Source organism: Candidatus Izemoplasma sp., assembly GCF_982632705.1.
In genome coordinates this window covers 1-25,800 of the sequence record NZ_CEXEES010000023.1, presented here as the reverse complement: position 1 = coordinate 25,800, position 25,800 = coordinate 1, and the positions used below count along the sequence as shown (strand labels likewise).

Here is a 25,800-nt window from a genome sequence, read left to right as displayed (position 1 = left end):
CAGAAAAGAACAAAGAATTGAAGTTATTAAACGATTATTTGAAATGGATATGAATCGTGATTTCTCTGAATGCGATAGCGAGTATCCATACATTGAAGAAATACTTGAAGGTGTAAGTGAAAAGATGGATCGATTAGACGATGTTATTAGTGATAACCTTCAAAAATGGACGCTAAATAGATTAACATTTATTGATCGTTCAATTTTACGATGTGCTGTATATGAAATGATGTATACACAAACACCTAGTGAAATCATTATTAACGAGGCATTAAACATTACAAAGCAATATTCTGACGAAGGCGATAACAAAATGGTTGGATTTATCAATCGTGTCTTAGACAATATTAAACTGGCGTTAAAAAAGTAGGGATAGTATGGAAAAAAATTACTTATCTGTTACAGCATTAACAAAGTATTTAAAATACAAATTTGATAATGATGTCCATTTAAAGAATGTATATTTAAAGGGAGAAATCTCTAATTTTAAACATCATTCTCGTGGGCATTTTTACTTTACACTAAAAGATGACAAGGCACAGCTAAGCGCAATAATGTTTGCATCTAGTAGTAAAAATGTAATTTTCACGCCTGAATCAGGTATGAGTGTTCTTGTAGAAGGGTACCTAACAGTATACGAAGCGAGTGGACAATATCAAATCTATGTTAAGAGTATGACAGAAGATGGTTTAGGAAACCTTCATGTTGCGTATGAGCAACTAAAGAAACGATTAGAAAAAGAAGGTTTATTTGAACAACAACACAAACAAAAAATCCCACAGTTTCCAAAAACAATTGGAGTATTAACAAGTCCAACTGGAGCTGCGGTAAAAGATATCATTAATATCGTAAACAGAAGATATCCACTTTCGAGTATTATTGTGTATCCAACACTAGTACAAGGTGAATACGCAAAAGATAACATTGTAGACAACATCAAAAAAGCAAACACAGATGGATTAGTCGATGTCATTATCTTAGGACGTGGTGGAGGAAGTATTGAAGACCTTTGGCCATTTAACGAAGAAGCAGTTGCTTATGAAATATTTGAAAGTAAAGTTCCAATCATTAGTAGCGTTGGACATGAAACCGACTTTACAATCAGTGACTTTGTCGCAGACTTAAGAGCACCAACACCATCAGGTGGTGCAGAACTTGCTGTTCCGGATCAATTTGAATTGATATCATACTTGAAGCGTATGGAAAGCAATATGACAGTCCAACTCAACCAAACATACACAAGAAAAGTGAAAGACCTAAATAACTTAATGCAACATATGATATTTAGAGACCCACTTAGAATGACAGAACAAAAAAGTAGACGATTAGATTTTCTAATCGAAAAACTAGAACTCTTAAAACCAGACAACAAACTAAAACAAAGTAAAAGAGACCTACAAACACAAACAGAAAAACTAAATTATCTGTTTAAAAGATATATCGAGAAAAAACAAAATAGCTTCAATCTTACAGTAAACAAACTAGAACTAATCAACCCACTAAGTATCATGAAAAAAGGGTACTCAGTAACAAAAAAAGACAATGTAATATTAAAAAGCATCGATCAAATCAATACAGGGGACACAATCACTGTTGATTTACAAGATGGAACAATAAGCGCAGTAGTTAACGAGAAACGAAAGGGTGAATAAAATGGCTGAAAAAACATTTGAACAAGCATTAGAAGAATTAGAAACACTAGTAAAAGAACTTGAAAACGGAGACATTGAATTAAATGACGCTGTTAAAAAATACAACGATGGAATGAAACTAAGTAAACACTGTCATGACTTACTAAAAGACGCAGAAAGCGTAATTGTAAAAATGATGAAAGATGATAAACTAGTAGACTTCAAAGAATAGGTGAGATCATGGATTTACGCACAATAAAAGATCCAAGTTTCTTAGAAGACATGGACGTTAAAGCACTAAAAGAACTGAGCGCAGATATACGAACGTTCTTAATTGAACAAGTTAGCCAAACAGGAGGACATTTGTCTTCCAATTTAGGCGTTGTAGAACTGACAATAGCGTTACATAAAGTCTTTGATACACCAAACGATAAACTGATCTTTGATGTAGGACATCAAGGATACGTTCATAAAATCCTAACCGGACGTGCATCTGAATTTGATACACTTCGTAAACACAAAGGACTATCAGGATTCCTAAAAAGAAGTGAATCAGTATATGACTGCTACGAAGCGGGACATAGTAGTACAAGTATCGCCGCAGCTTCAGGGTTTGAATTCAGTAAAAAGTACACAAAAGATACCCATAAAGTAATCCCAATCATTGGTGATGGCGCATTAACTGGAGGAATGGCATTCGAAGCATTAAATTTCCTCGGTGGATTCAAAAAACATCAACCAATAATCATCCTAAATGACAATGAAATGTCAATCAGTGAAAACATAGGATATTTATCAAGAATACTAAACGATGTACGTGGTCGTAAAATATATAAAAAAACCAAATCAGGAGTCTCTAGAATCCTACCAAGATTCCTAAAAAAGATTACCTCAAAGGTAGAACGAGGAATCAAAGGATTCCTAAGCGCAAACACAATATTTGATGACCTAGGATTTAGTTACTACGGACCTATTAATGGACACAACGTAAAAGAACTCCTAAAATATTTAAAAATCGCTAAGAACTCAAATAAACCTTGTGTCATCCATGTTCTAACAGAAAAAGGAAAAGGATATGTTCATAGTGAGAACGATAAACTTGGAAAATGGCATGGAGTAGCTCCATTTAATATTGAATCAGGTATCTCCATAAAAGAGAAAAAGCAAAATGATCACTCTTGGAGTACTATAATAAGTGAATATATGATTGAGTATGCAAAACAAAACGAAAAATTTGGTGTTGTCATACCAGCAATGATCGCTGGTAGTTCATTCATCAAGTACCAACAAACATTCCCAGATCGTATCCACGATGTCGGAATCGCAGAACAAATGGCTGTTACAATGGCTGGTGGTTTGGCGATGAGTGATGTTGATGTCTTCTTACCAATATATTCAACATTTATCCAACGTGCATATGATCAAGTAAACCATGACATCGCAAGGCAAAATGCCAAAGTAGTCTTTGGGATTGATAGAGCAGGATTGGTTGGGGCAGACGGAGAAACACATCAAGGGGTATTTGATATTCCATTGTTACGTCCTATCCCAAATATGAAAATAGTTCATCCAAGAAACGCAGAAGAAGCATTTAAACTTTTAAACTATGCATTCAAGAAAAATGATGGACCAATATGTATTCGATATGAAAGAGGCTCAGTAGAGTACGATTTCAGTAAAGGGATAACAAATGAAATAAGTGACTTATCTTGGGAAACATTAGAATCTGGTTCAAACGGGACATTTATTGCTTTTGGTTCGATATTAGATAAAGTTAGAACCGGACTAAAAGAGCTTAAAATAGAAGTTATTGATGCAAAATCGATCAAACCATTAGACACAGAAACAATCCAAAGAGTTATCAATAAAAACAAAGATTTATTTATCTACGAAGAATCACAGTTACTTGGTGGTTTTGGTTCAAGTGTATTAGAATACATGGCAAGTGAAAACCTACAAAACAAAGTAACTCTATTTGGAATAAAAGATCAATACGTAGAACAAGGGACCAAAGAGGAATTATTAAAAGAATTAGGGTTAGATAAAGAAAGTATTATACAAACGATTAAAAATACACTATAGGAGTGGATAGTATGCTTAGTTATATCTCAGTTAAAAACTTTGCGATTATCGAAAATATCGAAGTTCATTTCAAAAATGGAATTACCGCTCTAACAGGAGAGACAGGAGCCGGAAAAAGTCTGCTAATCGATGCGATTGGTCTTTTACTTGGCGATAGAGCTACAAGCAATGTCGTTCGTACTGGAGAACAAAAGGCAATTGTAGAAGGTATATTTAAATATACCCATCCTGAAATTACAAAACTTCTAAATGAATATGAAATCGACTCTATAGACAACGAACTTATCATCAGAAGACAAATTACACCAACCAACAATAATATAATAAAATGTAATGGTGAAACCATAACATTATCTCAACTTAGAACTGTCACAAATTACCTAGCCGATATTCACACACAACACGATACACATAGATTAATCAACACAGAAACTTATTTAGAGATTATCGATGGGTTCAATTACGATGAAACAGAAGTTCTTTTAGAACAATATAATAGAGATTTGTCTCTGTATAAAAAAGAACTGAAAGAACTAAAAAGACTTCAAAATAACAACAATGATCTATTAGAAAAACTTGATCTAATGAAATTTCAAAAACAAGAATTAGAAGAATTCAATCTTGATATTACAGAAGAACAAGAATTGACAGAAAAAGTAGAGAAAATGCAAAACTTTGACAAGATTTTTGAAGGGTTAAAAGAGACCAAAAATGTTATTGATTCCTCAAACGCAATTGATCGTTTATATGACGCGTCAAAAGAGCTTGAGAACATTGAGAATTATAACGAAGCATACAGTAAACTAAAATCAAGGTTCTTAGATGCCTATTATGAAATGACAGATGCATATGAAGAACTAAAGAATCAGGCTGACTCGCTAGACTTTAATCCACGTCAACTAGATAATTACCAAGACCGTTTAAATGACTTGGATAAAATAAAAAGGAAGTATCGTAAAGAACTTCCTGAATTAATTGACTACTTAGAAACGATTACAAAGGATATTGAGAACATTGATCATTATGATGATGTCTTGATTGATCAGGAAAACATTGTAAAAGAAGCCTTTGAAGTTGTAAAAAAGAGAGCAGTTAGTGTTACCGATTTACGTAAAAAAACAAGTAACTATATTGAGCAAGAATTGATACGTTTACTAGGAGATTTAGAACTTAAAAAAGCACTGTTTAGTATCGAGTTTAAACATCCTGTATTAGATAACCATTTACACGCAACATTTTTACCAAATGGAGTAGACGAAGTCGACTTTTTAATCACAACAAACCCAGGAGAACCACTTAAAAGTTTAAGTAAATCAGCAAGTGGTGGTGAGATGAGTAGAATCATGTTAGCACTTAAAACATTACTAGCTCAAAGTTTGAAACTTAGTTTAATCATTTTTGATGAAATTGATACAGGAGTTAGTGGGTACGTTGCGAACCAAGTAGCGAAGAAAATGATTGATATTAGTAAAAACACTCAAGTAATTTGTATTACACATATTCCTCAAGTTGCTGCCCAATCAGAACACCACTTATTTATTAGTAAATACGTTGAAGAAGGTAGAACCAAGGCAAAGATTGAAGAATTGGATACAAAGGGCAGAGTAAAAGAAATAGCAACAATGATTTCAGGAGATCAAATCACTGAGTCTAGTATTAAAAATGCTATTGAGTTATTAAAGCAATAAAAAAAAGCATCTCCCGATGCTTTTTAATTTATCTTTGTGCGATACTAACCAAAACAACAATTAGTGATACTAAAGTACCAATAACGAATGCGGCAGCTAAAGTAAGTACAACAGCTTTACCCCAAACACTATGTAATGGGTTCTTTACAGCTACTTTAACTTCTGGTTGTTCTGTCTTAACACGTTTCTTACTAGTTGGCATTTCTTCACCTCATATCTTATTTTGTGATATAATAAATATGTCTTTTTTCATTATATTATAGAATCACTAAAAAAGGAAGATTATTTATGGAAAAAAAATTCAGAATTATATTTCATGTTGATTTAAATGCCTTTTTCGCAAGTTGCGAAATGGCTGAAGACAAAGAACTTAAAAAACTACCTATTGGAATTGGTGGAAGCAGTGATAGGGGTGTTTTAACAACGGCAAATTACGTTGCTCGTAAATTTGGTGTTAAAAGTGCCATGAATGTTTATGAGGCTAAAAGATTATGTCCTAATCTTGTTATTCTTCCTGTAAATTTCGATTTATATAATAAGTATTCCACTTTATTCTTTGATTTACTCTCAGAATACACAGACGTTATTGAAAAAGGTTCAATTGATGAAGGGTATATGGATATGACAGATTATTGTGATGGTAGACATCCACTCGATATCGCAGAAGAAATTCAAAAGAGATTGGTTGAGGAATATGATTTACCAGTATCTATTGGAGTAGCTCCAAACATGTTTCTAGCTAAAATGGCATCTGATATTAAGAAGCCTCTTGGAATAACAGTATTAAGAAAACGAGAAATAAAAGATATATTATGGCCATTGCCTATTGAAGATATGTTTGGAATTGGAAAAAAAACATATCCTAACCTAAAATTAATTGGAATTCAGACTATTGGGGATTTGGCAGAATACAAAGATCACAAAAAATTGAAACTTGTTCTTGGAAATAGAGTGGAAGAATTCATTGATAAGGCACATGGAAATCATAGTAACATTGTTACACCACATAGATATGTTGATATGAAATCTATTGGGAATTCCAGTACGTACATACAAGATGTGTTTGAATATAGTGAAGCAGTTATAAAAATAGAAAAACTAGCAAGAAAAGTCGTTGAAAGGCTACAAGAAGATGAATCTGTATGTAAAACAATATCAATTCAAGTAAGGTATAATGATTTTACACAGATAAATCGGTCATATACTTTGGAGTATCATACTGAAAACTTTTATGAGATATACGAAGTCGTAGAACGATTATTTGATGACAATCAATCAGACAAACCAATAAGATTGCTTGGTGTCAGTGTAAGCAACTTAAAAGACAGTCAGTCTAATTTCAGACAGTTAAATATTTTCAATATACCAAAGAATGCGGTCAAAGAAGAAGGAGTAATGAGGTTGCTCGACAGTATTAACGAGAATTACGGAAGTACACTTATTAAAAAGGTGTTAAAAAATAATGAAAAAAAAGCTGTAAGTCAATAGGGTTATCATTGAATTACGGCTTTTAATATGATAAAATATATAATTAGATATATATAATACGTGTGTGCATAAGCGCGGGGAAACTGAATGGAGGAAATAGAATGAGAAAAATATTAACATTGGTGACGCTATTAATCACTGCTATTACCCTAGTAGGGTGTACAGGTCAAGGTGGCACTTCAATAACAGCTCCTACTTTTGTAGGTATTAGTATTGATAGTACTAATCCTCATAATGGATCTGACTTTGTTACATTCTATAAAGAACGTACCGAATCTATATTAGTGGAAGTTACATTAAACAACCCTGATAATTTAGAGATTCGTTCAGTTGTAATTGACGGGTATTACTATAGAAGTACTCGATTTACAAGTGATTCAACAACAAGTGTAGTTAAATTTGAAATAGAAGCAGGAGACGATTTAGGTGAACATGTTTATAGTGTTGATGACATTGAGTATTTCGATGGAACTGACGTAAAAACAACTTTAATCAACTCTAATAATGAATTTATGGTGTATGTATTTAAGAACGCACCTCAAGTAGTTAGGGATAATTACAATATCACTCAAAATTCTATCAGTTTAGATTTAAACATAACTGATGAGGATGGAGTTATAGTATCAGATTCACTAGTTGTAGAACTATTTAGTGGTGCAACAAGGTTAGATGTTATCAGTCTAACTGCTGGTGAACATACTGTGTTGTTTGATGGATTAGATTCAGACAAACATTATGAAGTAAAAGTAAAAGCAGATTTTGATGTTGGGGATTCTAGTGGATTAAACGAGGAAGTTGTTCTACTAAGTAATTCTTTTACAACATTACCAAATGCTTTACCTAATGGTACGATTACAAATGTCGAAGTTACTAGTAATAGTATAATCTTTGATATTGACATTATAGATAACAACTCAGTAATAGTTCCTAGTGGATTAAAAGTAGTTTTAATCAACGAAGGGGAACCGAATATTGAGTTCTTAATCACGGGAGATATAATTGGTTATGAAATAACTGATTTATTAAACGCTACCGATTATACAGTTCAATTAGTTGCTGATTATGATTTAAGAGATGGTTTATTAACACAAGAAACGTATGTCTTAGCAGGTCATGACTTCAGTACAAACGACAGAGAAGTTCCATTACCGACACTAGATAACTTATTAGTTGAGCAAAATAGAATTATGTTTGACATCGTTATTGAAGATCCTGATGGAATCATTTTAGAAGAGACTTTAGTTGCTAATCTATACATTGATGGTGTACTAGAATCATCAAATGAAATGAATGGATATAATGCAGAATTGCAAATATTCAACGTTCTAGCTGGTTTTGATTTTACAATTGAAATTGAAGCAACGTATAACTTGAACGATGGGAACGGAGACGTTCCGAATCAAGTAATATTTACAGAAGTATTAAGTACTAGTGATAACACAATCCCTGTCATGAACGTTACAAATGTTAGCGTAACACAAGGATATGTAACAGTAGACTTAACTGTAATTGATTCGTTCAATACACTTAAAGGACAAAGTATGGCAATACTATATGAAGATGGTGTAGAAGTATATTCAAGAGAATTTGGTGTTGGAGAATTAGCAGTAATAATCGAACATCCACTTTCATTCTTAAAAGACTATAACATCGAAATCATATCTAGTTATAATTTAAGAGATGGAAACGGGACATTTAATGATGTAATACTATATCAATTACTATTACCATCATTTGAACCATTACCACCTGCTGCAGAAATCAAAAATTTAGATCCAAATAAAGAAGGATTTATGTTTGATGTAAAAGTATTAGATGCAGACGAAACAATCATTGATGGATCAGTGTATGTTCTTATCGAACAAATACCTGTATATGCAGATGACGATTTAGGGCAAGAAAACCCACTAATTCCATTAATGGAACCAATCATTGTAGCAATGAATGATATTGGAACATTAGATTTTGACATTTCAGGGATTTTAAGTAATACAAACTTCATTGTATCGGTTCTTGCTGATTATGATGTTATGGACGGATCTGGAGTACAAGAAGATCAAGTCTTATTCCAATCAAATATTATGACCAATCCTAAAGATTTACCTACTACGATAATTTCTAACTCAGACGTTACAGTAGATTCTATAACTACTGATATAACAATAATTGATGATGATGGCGTTATTGAAGATGGAACACTGTTTGCTCAACTGTATAAAGGTGTAACACCAGTTGGATTACCTTATCCATTAACTGTTGGTTTAAACCCTGGAATACTATTTGACACAGATATCTTAAGTTCAAACTCATATGACATTAAAGTATTTACAGATTATGATTTGAATAACGGACTTGGTATAAATCCTGATTTAGAATTAGGAAACTATACAGTTCACACAGACACAAAAACAGAACCATCTGCAGTTATATCAAACATCGTTAGTACAGAAGAAACAATCTCTATGGAAATCGTACTTACTGATGAACATGATGTAATTTCAGGAAACGCAACAGCAGTATTATATATCGGGGATGATCCATTCTTAGTTGGTGGACTTCCATATGAAATAGTATTATCAGAAGGATTAAATGCAAACGTATTATTTACTAACATTTACTCTAATCAAAATTACAACATCCGTGTATTATCGGATTATGACTTAAATAACGGAAATGCCATCGTTGAAGGAAGTTTATTAAGTTATGACTTCGTAACAACGTATGAAAATATTTTAACATCTGGAGATATCACAAGTGTTATTGTTGGTATTGATACAATCACATTCACTACAATCGTAAATGATGAAGACGGAGTAATCATGCCTGGAACATTAGAAGCAGTACTTTATGAAGGTGGAACTGAAACAGATAGAGTAGCAATTACTGTAGGAGAAACTACAAAATCATTTACAGGTCTTATAAGTGATAGTGAGTACACTATTCAATTAGTAACAAACTACAACTTAAGAGACATTGATCAAATACAAACAAACTACTTACTAGATTCATACACTACTTCTACAAATGCTTATACAGCTCCAACAGGATACATTACGAGCTTAACTAAGACAATCAACTCTGTAGAATTTGATGTAACTATCGTCGATTCAGATGATACATCAACAGGTGATTATGTAATCGAATTATGGTATGAAGGTGCGATGGAAGATTCATTTATCGTAACTGAAGGCATCACACAAAATGTAGGGTTCACAGGATTATTCTCTGGTGTAGATTATGAAATCAGAGTTATAGCAACTTATGATTTATTCGACGTTGATGAAGAACAAACAACGTTAATATATAGTAAATTAGAAACAACAATCGCTAAAAAATTACCAGTTGGAACTGCATCATACATCACGTTTGATGGAGAAAGTGTACGATTTATCTTCGATTATATCGATGAAGATGAAACACTAATTGGTGGAACAATGGTTGCGGAACTTTATGTTCCTGGTATTGGTCTAATCAACTCAAATCCAATTATTGGTGAAGAAGTAGTATTTGACATTACAGGATTCATCGCTAACTTCGACTTCACAATTCAAGTATCATGTGATTTCAACTTATCAGATGGAAACAACGATGTTACTGGTGTATGTCTAGATTTAGATTTAACAACTCCAGCCAACACGTTCCCAACTGCAATTATCTCAGATATCTCAATGAATCAAGATAATGTAGAAGTTAGAATTAACGTTCAAGATGAAGACAATGTAATTGCACAAGACTTAAGAGCTGTAATCTACGATAAAGACGGACTAGTAGTAGCATCAGAAGTTATAAACGTAGGAATTACAGATGTTGTATTTGATGGAATCACATTAGATCATAACACTCTTTACAATATCGTTGTTCAAGCAGATATCAATATGAGAGATGCTTCATTATTACAACAAGACATTCCAATTAGAGGAACTCAAATAATGGTATTCAACAAGTTGATACCTCAAGCAACTGTATTCAATCAAGTGATCACAGACAACACAATCGATTTCGATGTAACAATCTTAGATAGTGATAACACATACGTTGGAAACGCAATTGCTAAACTATATGATGGAGAAACAATGGTAGATTCATTCATATTAGGATTAGGGACAACTTCAGTTCAATTCACTGGATTAATCAGTGATCACAATTACACAGTTACATTTGTTATTGATTATGATAACGGTGATGGTAATGGAACTAATATAGGATACGAAATGTTATCAGAAGATTTCGTAGTATTACCTAAAGATATTCCAACATCATCAATCTCTAACGAAGTAGTAACGCCTTCAAGTATTCAATTTGATGTTGAAGTAACAGATGATGATTCAATTATCGACGGACAAATCTTCGCTATTCTATACGAAGATGATGTTCAAATAGACCAAGTAGAAATATTTGTTGGATCAAACACAGAAACATTCACAAACTTAAAATCTAATACAGTATATGATATTAAAGTAATCGTTGATTATAACTTATTCGACTTATCACCAATCATTGAAGATGCTGTACTAGTTTCAAAAACAAACTCTACATCAGTTAATACAACACCGGGTGCTGTAATAACAAACGTTAGTGTTGATTCATCAACATATAACTTCGATGTAGACGTAACAGATGCTGATTCAGTAATCACAGCATTATCATTACAAGCTGTATTATATAAAGACAGTGCACCTGTTGCTACACTTCCATTAAATGTCGGTTCAAACGTTGGAGTATCATTCACTGGTTTAGATAGTAATTCAACTTATACAGTTAACATCCAAGCTGATTACGATTTAAATGATGGTACTGCGCCAAGAACAGATTACGTAATGGTAAATGATTCTAAAGTAACATTAATCAATCAAGAACCATCAGCAGCAATTACTTCAATCGTTGCAGATTACAACACATTAACATTCAATATAACAGTATACGATACTGATTCTGTAATCACTGGTGGAACATTATTCGCTGAATTATACTTAGATGGTGTACCAGTAGGACAAACAGTAGCATTAACAGCAGGAATCAACGTTGCAAAAGAATTTGATTTAATTCTAAGTAACAAAAACTATGAAGTAAAAGTAATTACCGATTACAACTTAGACGATGGTACAGGTGAAGTAGTGAACTTTGAAATGGTAAACAGATCAGAAGCTACACAAGCAAAACAATCACCTAACGCTACCGTTACTAACACAGTAGTAACAAATACTTCAATTGATTTCGATGTAGATGTATCAGATCCATCTGTTACAATTACAAATAATTTACAAGCAATTCTATACAAAGATGAAGTAGCAGTAGGGGCTCCAATAGCATTATCTACAGGAGCAAATTCAGTTTCATTCACAAGTTTAGAATTTGGTGCAGATTATACAGTAGAAATCGTTACAGATTACAACAATAACACAGGAGTCGCAGATGTTACTGGCTTACAAATGACAAACTTCGCAGCTAGTACAAGACCTCTAATTGTTATTGAAAGTATTACAAACTTACCTTTAGAAGTAAACTTAGATATTACAATAGATGACTTCTTCAGTGTATTATATGATGGATACTTAGAAATAACTGTATACGATAAAGATAGCCTAGAAGTAGCAGATTCATTCTCAGTAAATGTAGATACACCTACAAACGCTGCAACAATAGATTTGATTAACTTCTATAACAACCATGATTATAACTTAGAGTTTACTGCAAAAGTTAAAGACGGTGGAGGAAGCTTTACAGTAGAAACAATCCATTCAATGGATATCACTACAGAACGTAAACAACTTCAATCAATCGCTTTACAAGCTATTACAGTAACTGGTACAGATATTATTACTGGAGTTTCACTAGTTCTTCCAGATACTGAATTTGGATTAATTGATTCAGGTAACTCTGTATATGCAAGATTATACGAATGGGATATCATAACAGAAGCATATGTTTATCAAGCTGAACAAGTATTACTTGATGGTGATAACACAATCACATTCAATGGTTATGATGGAACGACTGGTACACAATACTTAGTTACAATCGAAGCTACATTAGATTGGAACGAAGCAGACCAAGCTTCTATCGAACAAATCATCGAACAAAGAACATTTGTTTACACAGAACAAAATTAAATTAAAAGCACTGGATTAATCCAGTGCTTTTTTTTACGTTAGAGCGATTAAGGAACCACAACTATGTACTGACCACGTTAGTATATATAGTCACCAAGTAATAATTTATATCATTCTCAATATATGCTAGAGCACTTTGATACAAACAAAAAGAGCAATTCAATTGAATTGCTCTTAACCTTTACTATGCGTTGACTTATCATTAACATCAAACTGTTCTAAGAAATCAGTAACTCTTCGAGTAACTCTTGTTGGAGTTGACGCTCCACTACTAACAGAAACACTTGAAAAAGCAGATAACTGCTCAATATCAAGATCATCTAAACTCTCAATCAACGTAGCGTCAATGTTTGCCTGTTCAATACTCACCTGAACTAGTTTTCTTGAATTATTTGATAACTTATCACCAACAACATATAGATGATCTACCGGTTCTTGATTGATGACAGCTTCTTGTCTAATTCTAGTCGCATTACAAATCTCATCGATAAAGATAATATTTGGATATTTTGTCTTCGCGTATTCCGCGATTTGATAGACATCATGAATACTCATCGTTGTTTGATTCGTTAATGCGATATCTCCGAAGATATCCAACTTGTCAATATCTTCCATATGTTCAATTAGATGTACTTTATCAGAAATACTTCTAGCTGCTTCTGATTCAGGATGATTTTGTTTTCCTATATATATAATAGAGTAATCTTTGCTTAAATACTCATTGACAACAGATTGGCTCTTCAAAACATCCTTACAACTGGTATCTATGATATGTAATCCTTTTTCTAACGCTCTTTCCTTTACTTTAGGACTAATTCCGTGAGCGGTAAAAATAACCGTTCCCTCGTTGATTTCTTCTAGTAATTCTAATCTTGTTTTAGAAGGATCATGAAGAGTTATAATTCCATCATCTTTGAAATTCTCAATGACTTTCTTGTTGTGAACAAGCATACCTAATATATATATTGGTTTAATCATTGACAATTTGTCTAATTTTGTTATAGTATTTATTGCGCTTACAACACCATGACAGTAACCTCTTGGTGTGATTTTTATTGTTTTCATTTTATCACCTACCCTATTATAGCAATAAGGTATTAGATTTGGAAATGAAATGATAGTGTAGTATAATAGCACAGAGGAGAGATACTATGGATATTCGTAAGGATTATGTATTAAAAGCAGTAGAAAAACTAGGGTTTACTAAGTTTACTGAGGTACAGGACAAGGTAATACCAAAGGCAAGAAAAGGTGTAGATATAATCGGGTGTAGCCAAACAGGTAGTGGTAAAACACACGCTTTTTTGATACCGATATTCGAGAACTTAGATGTAACAGATAAAGAAGTTCAAGTTGTAATTTGCGCTCCTACTAGAGAACTGGCACAACAGATATATAATGTTGCCAAAGATATCGCAGTAGAATCAGAAGAACATATTGATATTAGAAAATACACTGGTGGTACAAATAGACAATCAGAAGTAGCACGCTTAAAAAAATCACAACCACAAATCGTGATTGGGACTCCTGGTAAAATTGTTGATTTAGCAGTGAAAGAAAATATATTAAACATCTATAAAGCAAAAACATTTGTCTTAGATGAAGCTGATATGGCTTTAGAAACTGGATTTTTAGAAGATGTAGATAAAATCGCATCATTAATGCAAGAAGGATTACAAATGATGGTATTTAGTGCAACAATACCTGAAAGCTTACGACCATTTCTTCGTAAGTATATGAACGCACCTGATGAGATTTATATAAAACCAAGAGAATTATCTAGTTTAAACATAGAACATGTATTTCTTCCGATGAGAAGTAAAGATAGAAAAACGATTTTACTGTCTTTATTAAAAGTGATTAACCCATACATTGGATTGATCTTCTGTAATAAAAAAGAAGAAGTAGATTATGTAACGAGTTATTTATTTGAAAATGGATTTAAAGTAGCTAAAATTCACGGTGGAATTACAGCACGTGAACGTAAAAGAGTAATGCAAAGAGCAAACAAAGCTGAATTCCAGTTTATCGTTTGTAGTGATATCGCAAGTCGTGGAATCGATATTGATGGTGTAAGTCATGTTATCAACTATGATTTACCTAAAGATATGGAGTTTTATGTTCATAGATCTGGACGTACAGGACGTGCGAGTTATGAAGGACAAGCAATTAGTTTATATAGCCCGAATGATGATCGCTACTTAGATTTTCTAGAAAACAAAGGTATCAATATTGTTTATAGAGAAATAAAGAACGGTGAATTAGTAGAAAAAAGAGAACGTAAAGAAAGATCCAAACGTGAAGAAGTTCATGCTGGGTTTAATAGACATAGTGTTGATATCAAGAAAAAAGCCAAAACAGTAAAACCTGGGTATAAGAAAAGATATCACGCAGAACTTCAAAAAGCTAAGTTAAAGGCTATTCGTAAAAAAAGAAAGTAGGTGTCTTATGAAAATAGGATCTCATGTTTCAATGAATGGAAAAGAAATGTTACTGGGTAGCGTTAAAGAAGCAGTTAGCTATAACGCAAATGCCTTTATGATATATACCGGAGCACCACAAAACACAAGAAGAAAACCAATTAGCGAAATGAGAATAGAAGAAGCAAAAGCATTAATGAATGAACACAACATTCCATTTGAGAATGTAATCGTTCATGCTCCTTATATTATGAATTTAGCAAATGGTGATCCTGAAAAAAGAGAGTTCGCTGTTGAGTTCTTAACAAAAGAAATTGAACGTACACATGCAATTGGGGCAAAACAAATCGTTTTACATCCAGGAGCACATGTCAAACAAGGTCCTGAAATAGGACTTCAGTTCATTATAGAAGGACTAAACAAAGTGATTGAAAACACAAAAGACTTAGATGTATTAATCGCACTTGAAACAATGGCCGGAAAAGGAACTGAATGTGGTAGATCATTTGAGGAGTTAAAAGTAATCTTTGATGGTGTTACAAACAATAAAAGATTATCAGTTTGTTTTGATACTTGTCATACACATGACGCAGGATATGATACAAAAGATGATTTCGATAAAGTAATAGAAGAATTTGATCGTTTAATTGGAAAAGAAAGAATCAGCGTATTTCACATAAACGATTCTAAGAACCCAAAAGGGGCTTCCAAAGATAGACATGAAAATGTAGGATTTGGATATATTGGATATGAAGCATTAAACAAGATTATTCATCATAAAGACTTTCTAGATATTCCAAAGATACTAGAAACTCCATATGTAACAGAAACACAAGATAGTAAAGAACGTCTATACCCTCCTTATAAAGAGGAAATAGAAATGTTTAAATCAAATACATTCAATGAAAACATATTAACTGAATTAAGAAATAAAGGCTAACTAAGTTAGCCTTTTTGTATTATTGTACTAGAACTAGTATATCGGTTGTTTAGAATAAACAACAACAAGGTGTATCATATGGAAAATATAAAGAATAATAAAATACTGCAACTCTTATATGAGTTATTAGTAATGAAATTAGAAAAAGAAAGAGAGGGGAAATCTGATGAACAAAGTGAATAAGAAGATTGGTCTATACATAAGAGTTAGTTCTGAGAAACAACTTAAAGAAGGATTCTCCTTTGAAGACCAAGAAGAAAAACTTATTATTGAAGCCGAAAGAGAAAAGCAAGATTATCTTGTCTATAAAGATGGTGGGGTTTCAGGTAAGAGTATGGATGAAAGAAAAGGGTTAAAACTACTTATGACAGATGTTGAACTTGGTATTATTGATAAAGTATATGTTACTAAGATATCAAGACTAGCCAGAAATAGTAGAGACCTACAAAACATGATATATGACTTTGAAAAACACAATGTTTCATTTAAAGCTATTAATGATGGCATAGATACTTCAACACCTATGGGAAGCGTTATGGTTAAACTAATGGGAATCTTTGCTGAGATGGAACGAGACACCATTATGGAACAAACTCGCGCAGGAGCAGAGAAAAGAGCTAAGGAAGGAAAAATGTATGGATCAGCTCGAATGTTAGGGTATGACAGAGTGATTGATGAAACATCAAAGAAGAATACGATGAAAATAGTAATCAATGTAAAAGAAAAGGAAATCATCAAAACGATATTTGAAATGTATTTAGGTGGATATGGATATAAAGCTATAACCAATAAACTAAATAAAGAAGGATTTAGAACAAAGAAACATAAACTGTTCGCAATCAATACTGTGAAAACAGTATTAGATAATCCTCTATATGCTGGATACATAAGATATGGTAAATATAAAGACTGGACTAAGAAAAGAAGAAAAGGATTATCATCTGAATATATCTTAGTGGAAGGTAATCATGAATCAATCATTACAAAAGAAGATTGGGACAAAGTACAAGCCCGAATGAAAACCAATCAAAGGAAAAAACCACCAGTAGGAAAATACATGTTAGCTGGAGTACTCACTTGTCCAGAATGTGGTAGTAAAATGGTAGGTGGACATAATGCCTAGTTATGTATATCATGACCGTAAGATGATGAAATGGATGCCATTTAATGCATTATTAGCACAAGGTGAACATATAAGTGATTTACTAAATGGCAGAAGTAAAAAAGAAATGCCGATCTTAAGTGTAGATCAGCAGTCAGAATTAAACTATAAGTTAGAAGTAGCGTACTTATTTAAAAATGAAGTTTTAATTACTTACTTTAGAGATGGTGCAATATATAAAGTAGAAGGTATTATTACTAGAACTGATATCTATAATAAGTTAATTTTTGTAGGTGATGCCTTTGTCTCAGCTTTACAGATTATAAATATTGAGGAAGTATAGATACTCCAAAATACAAAAAAGAGTTATACAAATGATTTACGATTTTTTTGTTTCATAAGCTCAAACCATATTATTTGACAGAATATTTCATTGATTATAAAATTAAGTAAAAAGGAGGAATTCTATGTCACAATTTTTTATACCATATTTATCTTTTAAAGATTGTAACGAAGCAGCAGAGTATTACAAAGAAATCTTCGATGGTGAAATTACCTACATAATGAAAGGTAAAGATACACCAGACTGTCCACCTGAGGATATGGATAAAACAATGCATCTAGAGTTAAAGATACATGATAACCATATCTATATGGCAGATGCTGAAGAAGAGCTTAGGCAAGAGAAGTTATACCTCTTATTAAATTACACAGATTTAGAATTACAAATGGAACAATATAATAAAATGGTAATTGAAGGAGTAGTAACTGAAGAGATGCATGATACTTTCTGGGGTGCTAGATTTGGAATTGTCAAAGATAAGTACGGAATTAGTTGGGAGTTTCATTGCCCATTAGAAAAAAAATAGGTATTCAATCGAATACCTATTTTTTTGATCCTAATTTGATAAGAAATTGATAACATCTAATAGAACGACAAAAAAAGACCTGAAAGAATACGGAATACAGAATATTTGGCACTTTCCTCCTCGAGGAAGTGCCTTTTTTAATGGGATATGTTAAAATAAATTATGTATCCAGTAATAGATATGAAGTAAATAATTATGGAGGAGATTCTCAATGAAAGATAAAACATTAAAATATTTAGAAGAAGAATTTAAAAATGAGTTTAAATTTGAAAACATTGATAAATTAAAACTCACCTATGAATTAATTGAAGATATCGGTAATAAGGATTCACATTTACGTGATAATGTCATCTATCCATCACTTGCTCATTTACTACGTGACAAGCATTTTGAAAAAGAGGAAATGAAAAAAATAGCTGAAATTTTAATAAGTGATCAATATTTAAGTTTTGACATGGATAATAAAAATGAATATAGTGTACTAAAACGTACTTTTACAAGTCTTCAGATTGCAATGTTAGTCTATGTTCACAACAGAGATAAACTCTTTGATAAAGAATTTGTAAAAAAGATGTTTAATTCAGTTGTAGAATACTATATTAATGAAAAAGATATAAGAGGTTATGAACCAGCAGTAGGCTGGATACATAGTGTGGCACATGCTGCTGATATCTTTGCTCAATTAGTAAAATGTGATGAGTTAGATGTTAAAGATTTTGAATATATGTTAGATTCAATTAATAATAAATTTAAAGTTAATACATATACCTTTGTATCTCATGAAGACGAAAGAACTGTAAATGCAATATTTAACTTACTAGAGAAGGATATTATCTCAAAAGAGACTCTATTAAAATGGGTAAATGATTTAGGAGATTATGAAAGACCTAAAACTTATCCTGAAGTATATAGAATCAACAACAACGTTAAGAATCTACTTAGATCTTTGTATTTTAGAGTATTAGATAATAAAAAGTATTTATTCTTAACGGATGAGATAAAAAAGGTGTTAGAAGAAAAAGTAAAATTGAAATAATTGGAACATATGACTTGAACTAATTTATAGTTTATTTGGTATGTGATACGGCGAGCCGTATCACAAATAGTTGCAGCTATTGATATGCAGACTATAACAAAGCCGTCTTTTACGGGTAGAATGTGATACGACTAGACATGTTATTTTAGAGAAAGATGAAATTATGCACCATGTTTTTTATTAACTGAAACAAGTGTTTTTAACTATAGTTCATAATCTAATAAAAACATCACTTTATATATCCAGTGATGTTTTTTTATTTTTATCCTATATAGCTATTTGAGACAAGTATTCAAAATCAATCAAATCATTTAAGAGGTCTTTTATTATTTGCTTATCATCTAGTGTTTCAGCATTTACCCAGTCTAAAAAAAGTTCGGTTATTCCACTAGAAATAAAAGTGTATGAATAGGATAATTTACGTATATTTTTACCACCACGCTCTACGTATTCCTCAATTAACTTTCTTCTTAAGTTCTCAAGGGCTTCTCTAAGTAAATTATGAAAAAACTCTGTATGTGTAACACCTTTGAATTTTGATGATACTGAATTGAGTTTATCAAATATAACATCGACAAATTTTCCATCACTCATAGAAAGATTAGAAACACTAAAATATTCCTTAAGATCTTCAGTTTTTTCTGTGAACTTTTTTATTATTAATTCCTCTAATTCGAATATATCAGAGAAATGCAAGTAGAACGTTTTTCTGTTGATATCAGCAAGTTCTGTTAATTCACTTACGCTAATTTTGTTTACTGGTTTATCTTTTACCATTGTTAGAAACGCTTTGAAGATTGCTCTTCTTGTTTTTTTTATTCTTCTATCCATTTGTTTCACCCCATAGTTTAGTTATTTGTGGTTTAAGTCACATACTATCTAAGATTGGTTATTGATAAATAACTTATTGTTAGTATAATACATCATAGTTGTTTATGCAACAAGTGAGTCTTTAGGAGGAAAATATATGAAGAAAATGATTGAAAGTGTATTAAGATTTAGGTATGTTATATTAACACTTTTTATTGTATTAGCAATATCTGGTGGAGTTTTACAACAAAACGTTGAAGTTAATGATAATATGCTGGACTATTTACCAAACGATGTAGAAGGTGTCGCAGGAAAAAATATACTTGATGAGGCATTCACGGATTCTCATGAAAGTGAATCATTTTATTTATTAGTAAGTGATACAAATGAGTTAGAACTATCTAATATAGTAAATGCACTTAGCGATTTAGAGGAAGTAGTATCCACGGATCTAGAGGATTCTCATGGAAATGATTATTTACTTAATATTACGTTATCACCTGAATATGGTGAATACGAATCGTTTAGCCAAAATATAAGTAATATATTAGAAGAATATAATGTATGGGGTGGAGTATTTTCGAATACAACTTCTGTTCCTGATGACGGTAATTCAGGAATGATTGTAATGTTATTCATTGCACTTGCAATTCTAATTTTAGTATTTACAAAATCGTATTTTGATGTTGTTGTTATACTAAGTTCATTAGGTGTAGCAATTATGATAAATATGGGTTCAAATATCATCTTTGGAGAAATATCAAGTGTTTCTGCTAGTGCAGCAGTATTAATACAGTTGGCTGTTTCAATTGATTATACATTATTTATTATTAATAATTATAAACTTAGAAGAGAACAAGGAGACGAAGTTGATAAGGCAATTAAAACTTCTGTAACGATGTCTTTTAAACCAGTTCTCGCAGGTGCAATTACAACCATTGCAGGGTTTGTAGCGTTGATGTTTATGCAACTTGAGGTAGGTCTTGATTTAGGGTTGGTATTATCAAAAGGAATATTTATATCATTGATTACTGCTCTTGTTTTAGTACCAGTATTAATCAAGATATGTAACAAAGCAATGGATAAAACAACTCATAAACCATTATTACCATCATTCAAAGTATTTGGTAAAATCACTGGTAAAAGTGTATCAATAGTGGTTGCTGTTGGTTTCACAATAATCGTAGGATTAGCATCAATTGGTAGAAATGAAGTAGATTATGTATATGGTGAAACAACAGCAAATGAATATGAGCAATATTACATTGAGAATTTTAGTATAGATAACACAATTGTATTGGTTTTTGAGAACGATGGTTCTATAGATTTAAGAAACTTTGTTGCTGGAGTTGATAATGAAAGTGACTTAGAAGGTGTAGTTATAATTAACAAAGAACTTGCACTTCAACAATCTATAAGCAAAACTGCAGATGGAGTTTTGGATTGTATTACGTTAGGTAGTTTTGATAACCCTGAGTGTATTCAATTTCAAGCATTTGCTGGGTTACTGAACACCCCAATTGACAAACCAACCCTGATGGGGATGATTCAAAGCAATTCAGCTGTTATGACAAACCTTACTGAAAAGGCAAATGAGCTTTTTGTAGGAACAAGTAATGGTGTAACTTATGAAATATTGATAATTAAATTAAATGACCCAGAGAATTTACAGGTTTCGGATGATATATTTAATCAAATAGAATCACTAAGAACCATATCACATAATGAATTTGGTGATGATGCTTGGATAACAGGAGACTCTGTAATGGTATATGATTTAAAACAGATTAATGAGATTGATTACCCAGTAGTATCTATTATTTCAGTGATCGCAGTAGGTCTTGTAATACTAATTGCTTTTAAATCATTACTAATACCACTTATCCTCTTAACAATGATACAAGGAGCAATATGGATAAATTTAGCATCAAGTTATGTTTTTGCAGAGCAGTTGATTTTTATGGGTGCAATCATAGTTGGGTCCATTCAACTTGGAGCAAGTATTGATTACTCTATATTACTTTCTGAAAAATACGAGTATTATAGATTTGAGGGAAAACTATGTAAAAAAGAAGCTGTTATAAAAGCAGTTGAAGAATCTAGTCACTCAATAATAACTTCAGGATTAGCTTTAACTGTGGGAGGATATATAATGTTCTTTACTCAAACGGGAACAATACAACAAATGGGAATGTTACTTGGTCGTGGAGCATTCATTAGTTTGATAGTTTCTCTTGTAGTAGCACCACATATCTTATACATATTTGATAAGTTACTTAAGAAAGAACATCACTTAAAGAAACATAAACAGTGATTAACTCTTCGATGAAAAAGAAAAGTTGATTATTATATGAACTGAATACTGGCTTCTATGTACATCATATGAATATAATAATTAGTTGCAATTAAATACGATACAACGAGCCGTATCATAAGTAGTTGAAACTATTGACATGCATAGCATAACAAAGCCATATATAATGTGTGGAATGGGATACGACAAGAGCGATTATTAATATCATTTACCAATTAATTCTAATTGCATCTTATATTGAATATAATTGGTTCTAGTGCTAACATATATATATGTAATAATGGGGTAGGGATGTAATAGATAAGAAATAGTAATCTATAAAACTAACCCCATAGCAAATCTACGAGGGTTTTATTATACTAGGAGGATTATTATGAGAAAATTAACAATGGTGATTGTAACGGTAATTATGTCAATTGTATTGGTAGGATGTGTAGAAACTGTAATAGAAGAAATTTCTCAATATACAGTAGAATATGTGGATTATGATGGAACAGTACTTCAAACAGAAGATTATGACTTTGAAGCAGATATATCAGGTGTAACAGCACCAACAAATCCAAGTAGAGAAGGACATACATTTGATACATGGAGTGGAACAGTACCTGAAACAATGGGAACTGAGAAGATAACAGTAACAGCAACATATACAGTTAATCAATACACGGTTGAGTATGTAGATCATGATGGAATAGTTTTACAAACAGAAGATTATGACTTTGGATCAGATATAACAGGTGTATCAGCACCAACAGATCCAACAAGAGAAGGATATATATTTGACGCATGGATTGGAACAGTTCCAGCAACAATGGGAACTGAGAAAATCACATTAATAGCAGAATATATAGAAAACCCATTTTTGTTTGATGAAAATACAGGAACAATATTAGGTTTTAATGGAGTTTATAGTAGTGATTTCGTAATACCAAACCAGATAGGTGGTGTAGATGTAATAATTATTGGTGATAATGCTTTTAATAATTGTAGTTGGAGACCAGATTATAGTCAAATTGTTTCTTTAACATTGCCAGAAGGATTAATATCAATTGGAGATTCCGCATTCAAGTGCCATTCTATTAATAGCCTGACTTTACCTAATGGGCTTGAAGAAATTGGAGAGTATGCATTTAGTGAAACTGATATGGTTAATCTCGTTTTACCATCCTCATTAATTACTATTGGAGAGTATGCATTCTACAATAACGAGATAATCAGTGTAGAAATCCCGAATGGGATAACAGAATTAAAAAACGGAGTTTTTGATACTAATAATATTACAAACTTAACACTTCCTGATTCTGTTTTAACTATTGGGTTTAGAGCGTTTTACAATAATAAAATAACTAGTTTAGAATTACCAAATGACTTGACTTATATAGATGATTCCGCTTTTGGGTTTAATGAATTTACTAGTGTAGATATTCCTTCTAGCGTTGAGTTTGTTGGATATGAAGCTTTCGACGAAGATGTTGAATTAATTTTTGAGTAATCTTTGTAAAGGAGAATTCTTATAATGCATAGCTCTATATCAGTACACTATACCAAATTTTTTTAGATCGAATTCGTACTTTTTTCATGTTATCATTTGATAACACATTCATAATAAGTTGCAACTAAATGCCTTACGACGAGCCGTATCACAAATAAATGTATCGAATCATATTACTTGAATAAAAGCCCGGAAACGGGCTTTTTTTTATAGACTACATGTTTGAATCATTGAACTGTATTTTCTTGATACACTGTAAATCGTTTTTATTATTGTTTTAAGTTTGATGATAGTATGAAAAATAAACTAAATTATGGTATACTATACAGTAAAACCGTATTCAAATTCAGTGTAAATACTACTAAAACTTAAGGAGATAATTATGAATAATATGAAGTATGATATCTATGATAAACCAAAAACATATGTAGAATGGTTGTTACTTTCTTTACAGCAATTAGTCGCAGTATTTGGTGCTACAATACTTATACCAATCATTATTGGTATAAACCCAGCTTTAGGACTAATGACAGCGGGTATTGGAACGCTTGCTTATATTTTATGGACCAAGAAATCCGCGGTATTTCTAGGGAACTCAGGAACGTTTATTCCGTTACTGTTTGGATTATCACTCGGAAACCCCACACTACTAATCACAGGTGTAATTACAATTGGTGTGGTTTATATACTAATCGGTACTATCGTTAGATTCACAGGAACATTATGGATTAAAAACATATTAACACCAGTTATAGTTGGACCAATCATTATGATATTAGGTATATCTCTTGTTGCCTACTCTATCACATGGTTTGGATTAGATGCTACTATTGATACTGGAAATTCATTATCATTGGACCAATGGTTTACACTAGGTATAGCGACTTTGACATTTATTGTTACTACTTTGTTTGTTTTAAAAGGAAACAAAGTAACAAAAACATACAGCATCATTATTGGACTTGCACTTTCAAGTGTGATTGCAATAATTATCAACTTGATCATTGGTGGAGGATTACCAACACTAAGTGACATGGATAACTTTGTCGTTGAAAATCCAATAAAATCAATTTCAAGTACATGGTCTAAATTCAATCTATCAAATATATCATTTATGCAGTTAATACCATTTATTATTATCTCGTTTGTCTCAATGGCAGAACATATTGGGGATCATACTGTATTAAGTGCAACTGTTAAAAGAGATTTGTTACAAGACCCAGGACTAGATAAAACTTTACAAGCTCAAGGACTAGCAACATTATCTGCTGGATTATTAGGATCTTCGCCAGTAACAACATATGGTGAAAGTACAGCTTCAGTTGCAATCTCAAAAGTATCAAGTAAATACGTTGTCGGTGGAGCAGCAGTACTAGCTATCATCATATCATTTACACCAGTACTTACTTTACTAGCGTTTATTCCAACTGCTGTATTTGGTGGTTTAAGTTTATTACTATATTGCTTCATATTCCTTAACGGATTAAAAGTATTACTAAATTCAGAAGTTGACTTTAGTAATCAAAAGAATTTATTAATAATATCAGTGATGATTCTACTAGGTACCGCTGTAACATTGATTCCAGCATACTCACAAATATTTATTGGAGTAGACGTATTTAGAACTGGGGATATATCATTCCAGTTAAGTGGTTTAATGTTACCGTTAATCATTGGTGTGCTTATGCAAACATTATTACCTGATGAGCAAGATGACACTGATGAACAAGATGACACTGATGAACAAGAGGACACTGAGGAATCTTAATAAAACATAAAAAAAAAACCAACTTATTTATGAGTTGGTTTTTATTTACT

19 protein-coding genes are annotated in these 25,800 nt (G+C 32.0%); 16 read left to right on the top strand and 3 right to left on the bottom strand.

Translation table 11 applies throughout. From position 1 onward, the window contains the following. The 5 genes from nusB to recN form a co-directional block, all read left to right on the top strand. Positions 1-370: transcription antitermination factor NusB (gene nusB, locus AC2LE6_RS04690; protein WP_484478098.1), on the top strand; the 370-nt coding region annotated here is incomplete at its 5' end. A gap of 7 nt (positions 371-377) precedes the next feature. After that, positions 378-1,652: an exodeoxyribonuclease VII large subunit gene (gene xseA / locus AC2LE6_RS04685; RefSeq protein ID WP_484478097.1), complete on the top strand. Its 1,275-nt coding sequence runs from the start codon at positions 378-380 to the stop codon at positions 1,650-1,652. Position 1,653: 1 nt separating this feature from the next. Beyond that, the gene (xseB, locus tag AC2LE6_RS04680) at positions 1,654-1,863 is read left to right on the top strand and encodes an exodeoxyribonuclease VII small subunit (protein ID WP_484478096.1); all 210 of its coding nucleotides are present in this window, start codon (positions 1,654-1,656) and stop codon (positions 1,861-1,863) included. Positions 1,864-1,871: 8 nt separating this feature from the next. Further along, positions 1,872-3,713, top strand: coding sequence for a 1-deoxy-D-xylulose-5-phosphate synthase (gene dxs, locus AC2LE6_RS04675; protein ID WP_484478095.1), 1,842 nt, complete (start codon positions 1,872-1,874; stop codon positions 3,711-3,713). 11 nt (positions 3,714-3,724) lie between these two features. Beyond that, positions 3,725-5,401 carry a DNA repair protein RecN gene (gene recN, locus AC2LE6_RS04670; protein ID WP_484478094.1) on the top strand — a complete coding sequence of 559 codons (1,677 nt, stop codon included), beginning with the start codon at positions 3,725-3,727 and terminating at the stop codon, positions 5,399-5,401. A gap of 28 nt (positions 5,402-5,429) precedes the next feature. Here recN and AC2LE6_RS04665 read toward each other — a convergent pair whose 3' ends face one another. Continuing rightward, entirely contained in the window at positions 5,430-5,603 is a 174-nt protein-coding gene (locus AC2LE6_RS04665) for a hypothetical protein (protein WP_484478093.1), read from the bottom strand. Positions 5,604-5,689: 86 nt separating this feature from the next. Between AC2LE6_RS04665 and AC2LE6_RS04660 the strand changes: the two genes are divergently transcribed. Next, complete coding sequence (locus AC2LE6_RS04660; protein WP_484478092.1) at positions 5,690-6,889, top strand: DNA polymerase IV; 1,200 nt, start codon at positions 5,690-5,692, stop codon at positions 6,887-6,889. 101 nt (positions 6,890-6,990) lie between these two features. Then, complete coding sequence (locus tag AC2LE6_RS04655; protein WP_484478091.1) at positions 6,991-12,999, top strand: hypothetical protein; 6,009 nt, start codon at positions 6,991-6,993, stop codon at positions 12,997-12,999. Between the two features lie 174 nt (positions 13,000-13,173). On the opposite strand, the gene ispH is transcribed toward AC2LE6_RS04655, so the two are convergent. After that, the gene (ispH, locus tag AC2LE6_RS04650; RefSeq protein WP_484478090.1) at positions 13,174-14,064 is read right to left on the bottom strand and encodes a 4-hydroxy-3-methylbut-2-enyl diphosphate reductase; all 891 of its coding nucleotides are present in this window, start codon (positions 14,062-14,064) and stop codon (positions 13,174-13,176) included. Between the two features lie 86 nt (positions 14,065-14,150). On the opposite strand from ispH, the gene AC2LE6_RS04645 reads away from it, so the two are divergent. From AC2LE6_RS04645 to AC2LE6_RS04620, 6 genes are all read left to right on the top strand, one after another. Further along, entirely contained in the window at positions 14,151-15,440 is a 1,290-nt protein-coding gene (locus tag AC2LE6_RS04645) for a DEAD/DEAH box helicase (protein ID WP_484478089.1), read from the top strand. A 7-nt stretch (positions 15,441-15,447) separates the two neighbouring features. Further along, positions 15,448-16,359, top strand: a complete 912-nt coding sequence (locus AC2LE6_RS04640) for a deoxyribonuclease IV (protein ID WP_484478088.1) — start codon at positions 15,448-15,450, stop codon at positions 16,357-16,359. 166 nt (positions 16,360-16,525) lie between these two features. After that, positions 16,526-17,482 (top strand): recombinase family protein, encoded by a 957-nt coding sequence (locus AC2LE6_RS04635; protein ID WP_484478087.1) that lies wholly within the window; start codon positions 16,526-16,528, stop codon positions 17,480-17,482. Next, positions 17,475-17,804 (top strand): YolD-like family protein, encoded by a 330-nt coding sequence (locus AC2LE6_RS04630; RefSeq protein ID WP_484478086.1) that lies wholly within the window; start codon positions 17,475-17,477, stop codon positions 17,802-17,804. The genes AC2LE6_RS04635 and AC2LE6_RS04630 overlap by 8 nt, the downstream gene beginning before the upstream one ends. A 124-nt stretch (positions 17,805-17,928) precedes the next feature. Beyond that, on the top strand, positions 17,929-18,330 hold the full coding sequence (locus AC2LE6_RS04625) for a VOC family protein (RefSeq protein ID WP_484478085.1): 402 nt from the start codon (positions 17,929-17,931) through the stop codon (positions 18,328-18,330). Between the two features lie 211 nt (positions 18,331-18,541). After that, the gene (locus AC2LE6_RS04620; RefSeq protein ID WP_484478084.1) at positions 18,542-19,366 is read left to right on the top strand and encodes a DUF2785 domain-containing protein; all 825 of its coding nucleotides are present in this window, start codon (positions 18,542-18,544) and stop codon (positions 19,364-19,366) included. Positions 19,367-19,633: 267 nt separating this feature from the next. On the opposite strand, the gene AC2LE6_RS04615 is transcribed toward AC2LE6_RS04620, so the two are convergent. Continuing rightward, a complete protein-coding gene (locus AC2LE6_RS04615) occupies positions 19,634-20,197 on the bottom strand; it encodes a TetR/AcrR family transcriptional regulator (protein ID WP_484478083.1) in 564 nt (187 codons plus the stop codon). A gap of 136 nt (positions 20,198-20,333) precedes the next feature. Between AC2LE6_RS04615 and AC2LE6_RS04610 the strand changes: the two genes are divergently transcribed. The 3 genes from AC2LE6_RS04610 to AC2LE6_RS04600 all read left to right on the top strand — a co-directional run bounded on the left by AC2LE6_RS04610 (position 20,334) and on the right by AC2LE6_RS04600 (position 25,750). Further along, positions 20,334-22,490 (top strand): efflux RND transporter permease subunit, encoded by a 2,157-nt coding sequence (locus AC2LE6_RS04610; protein ID WP_484478082.1) that lies wholly within the window; start codon positions 20,334-20,336, stop codon positions 22,488-22,490. 373 nt (positions 22,491-22,863) lie between these two features. Continuing rightward, positions 22,864-23,982, top strand: a complete 1,119-nt coding sequence (locus AC2LE6_RS04605) for a leucine-rich repeat protein (protein ID WP_484478081.1) — start codon at positions 22,864-22,866, stop codon at positions 23,980-23,982. Between the two features lie 382 nt (positions 23,983-24,364). Next, the gene (locus AC2LE6_RS04600) at positions 24,365-25,750 is read left to right on the top strand and encodes a uracil-xanthine permease family protein (RefSeq protein ID WP_484478080.1); all 1,386 of its coding nucleotides are present in this window, start codon (positions 24,365-24,367) and stop codon (positions 25,748-25,750) included. Positions 25,751-25,800: the final 50 nt, after the last annotated feature.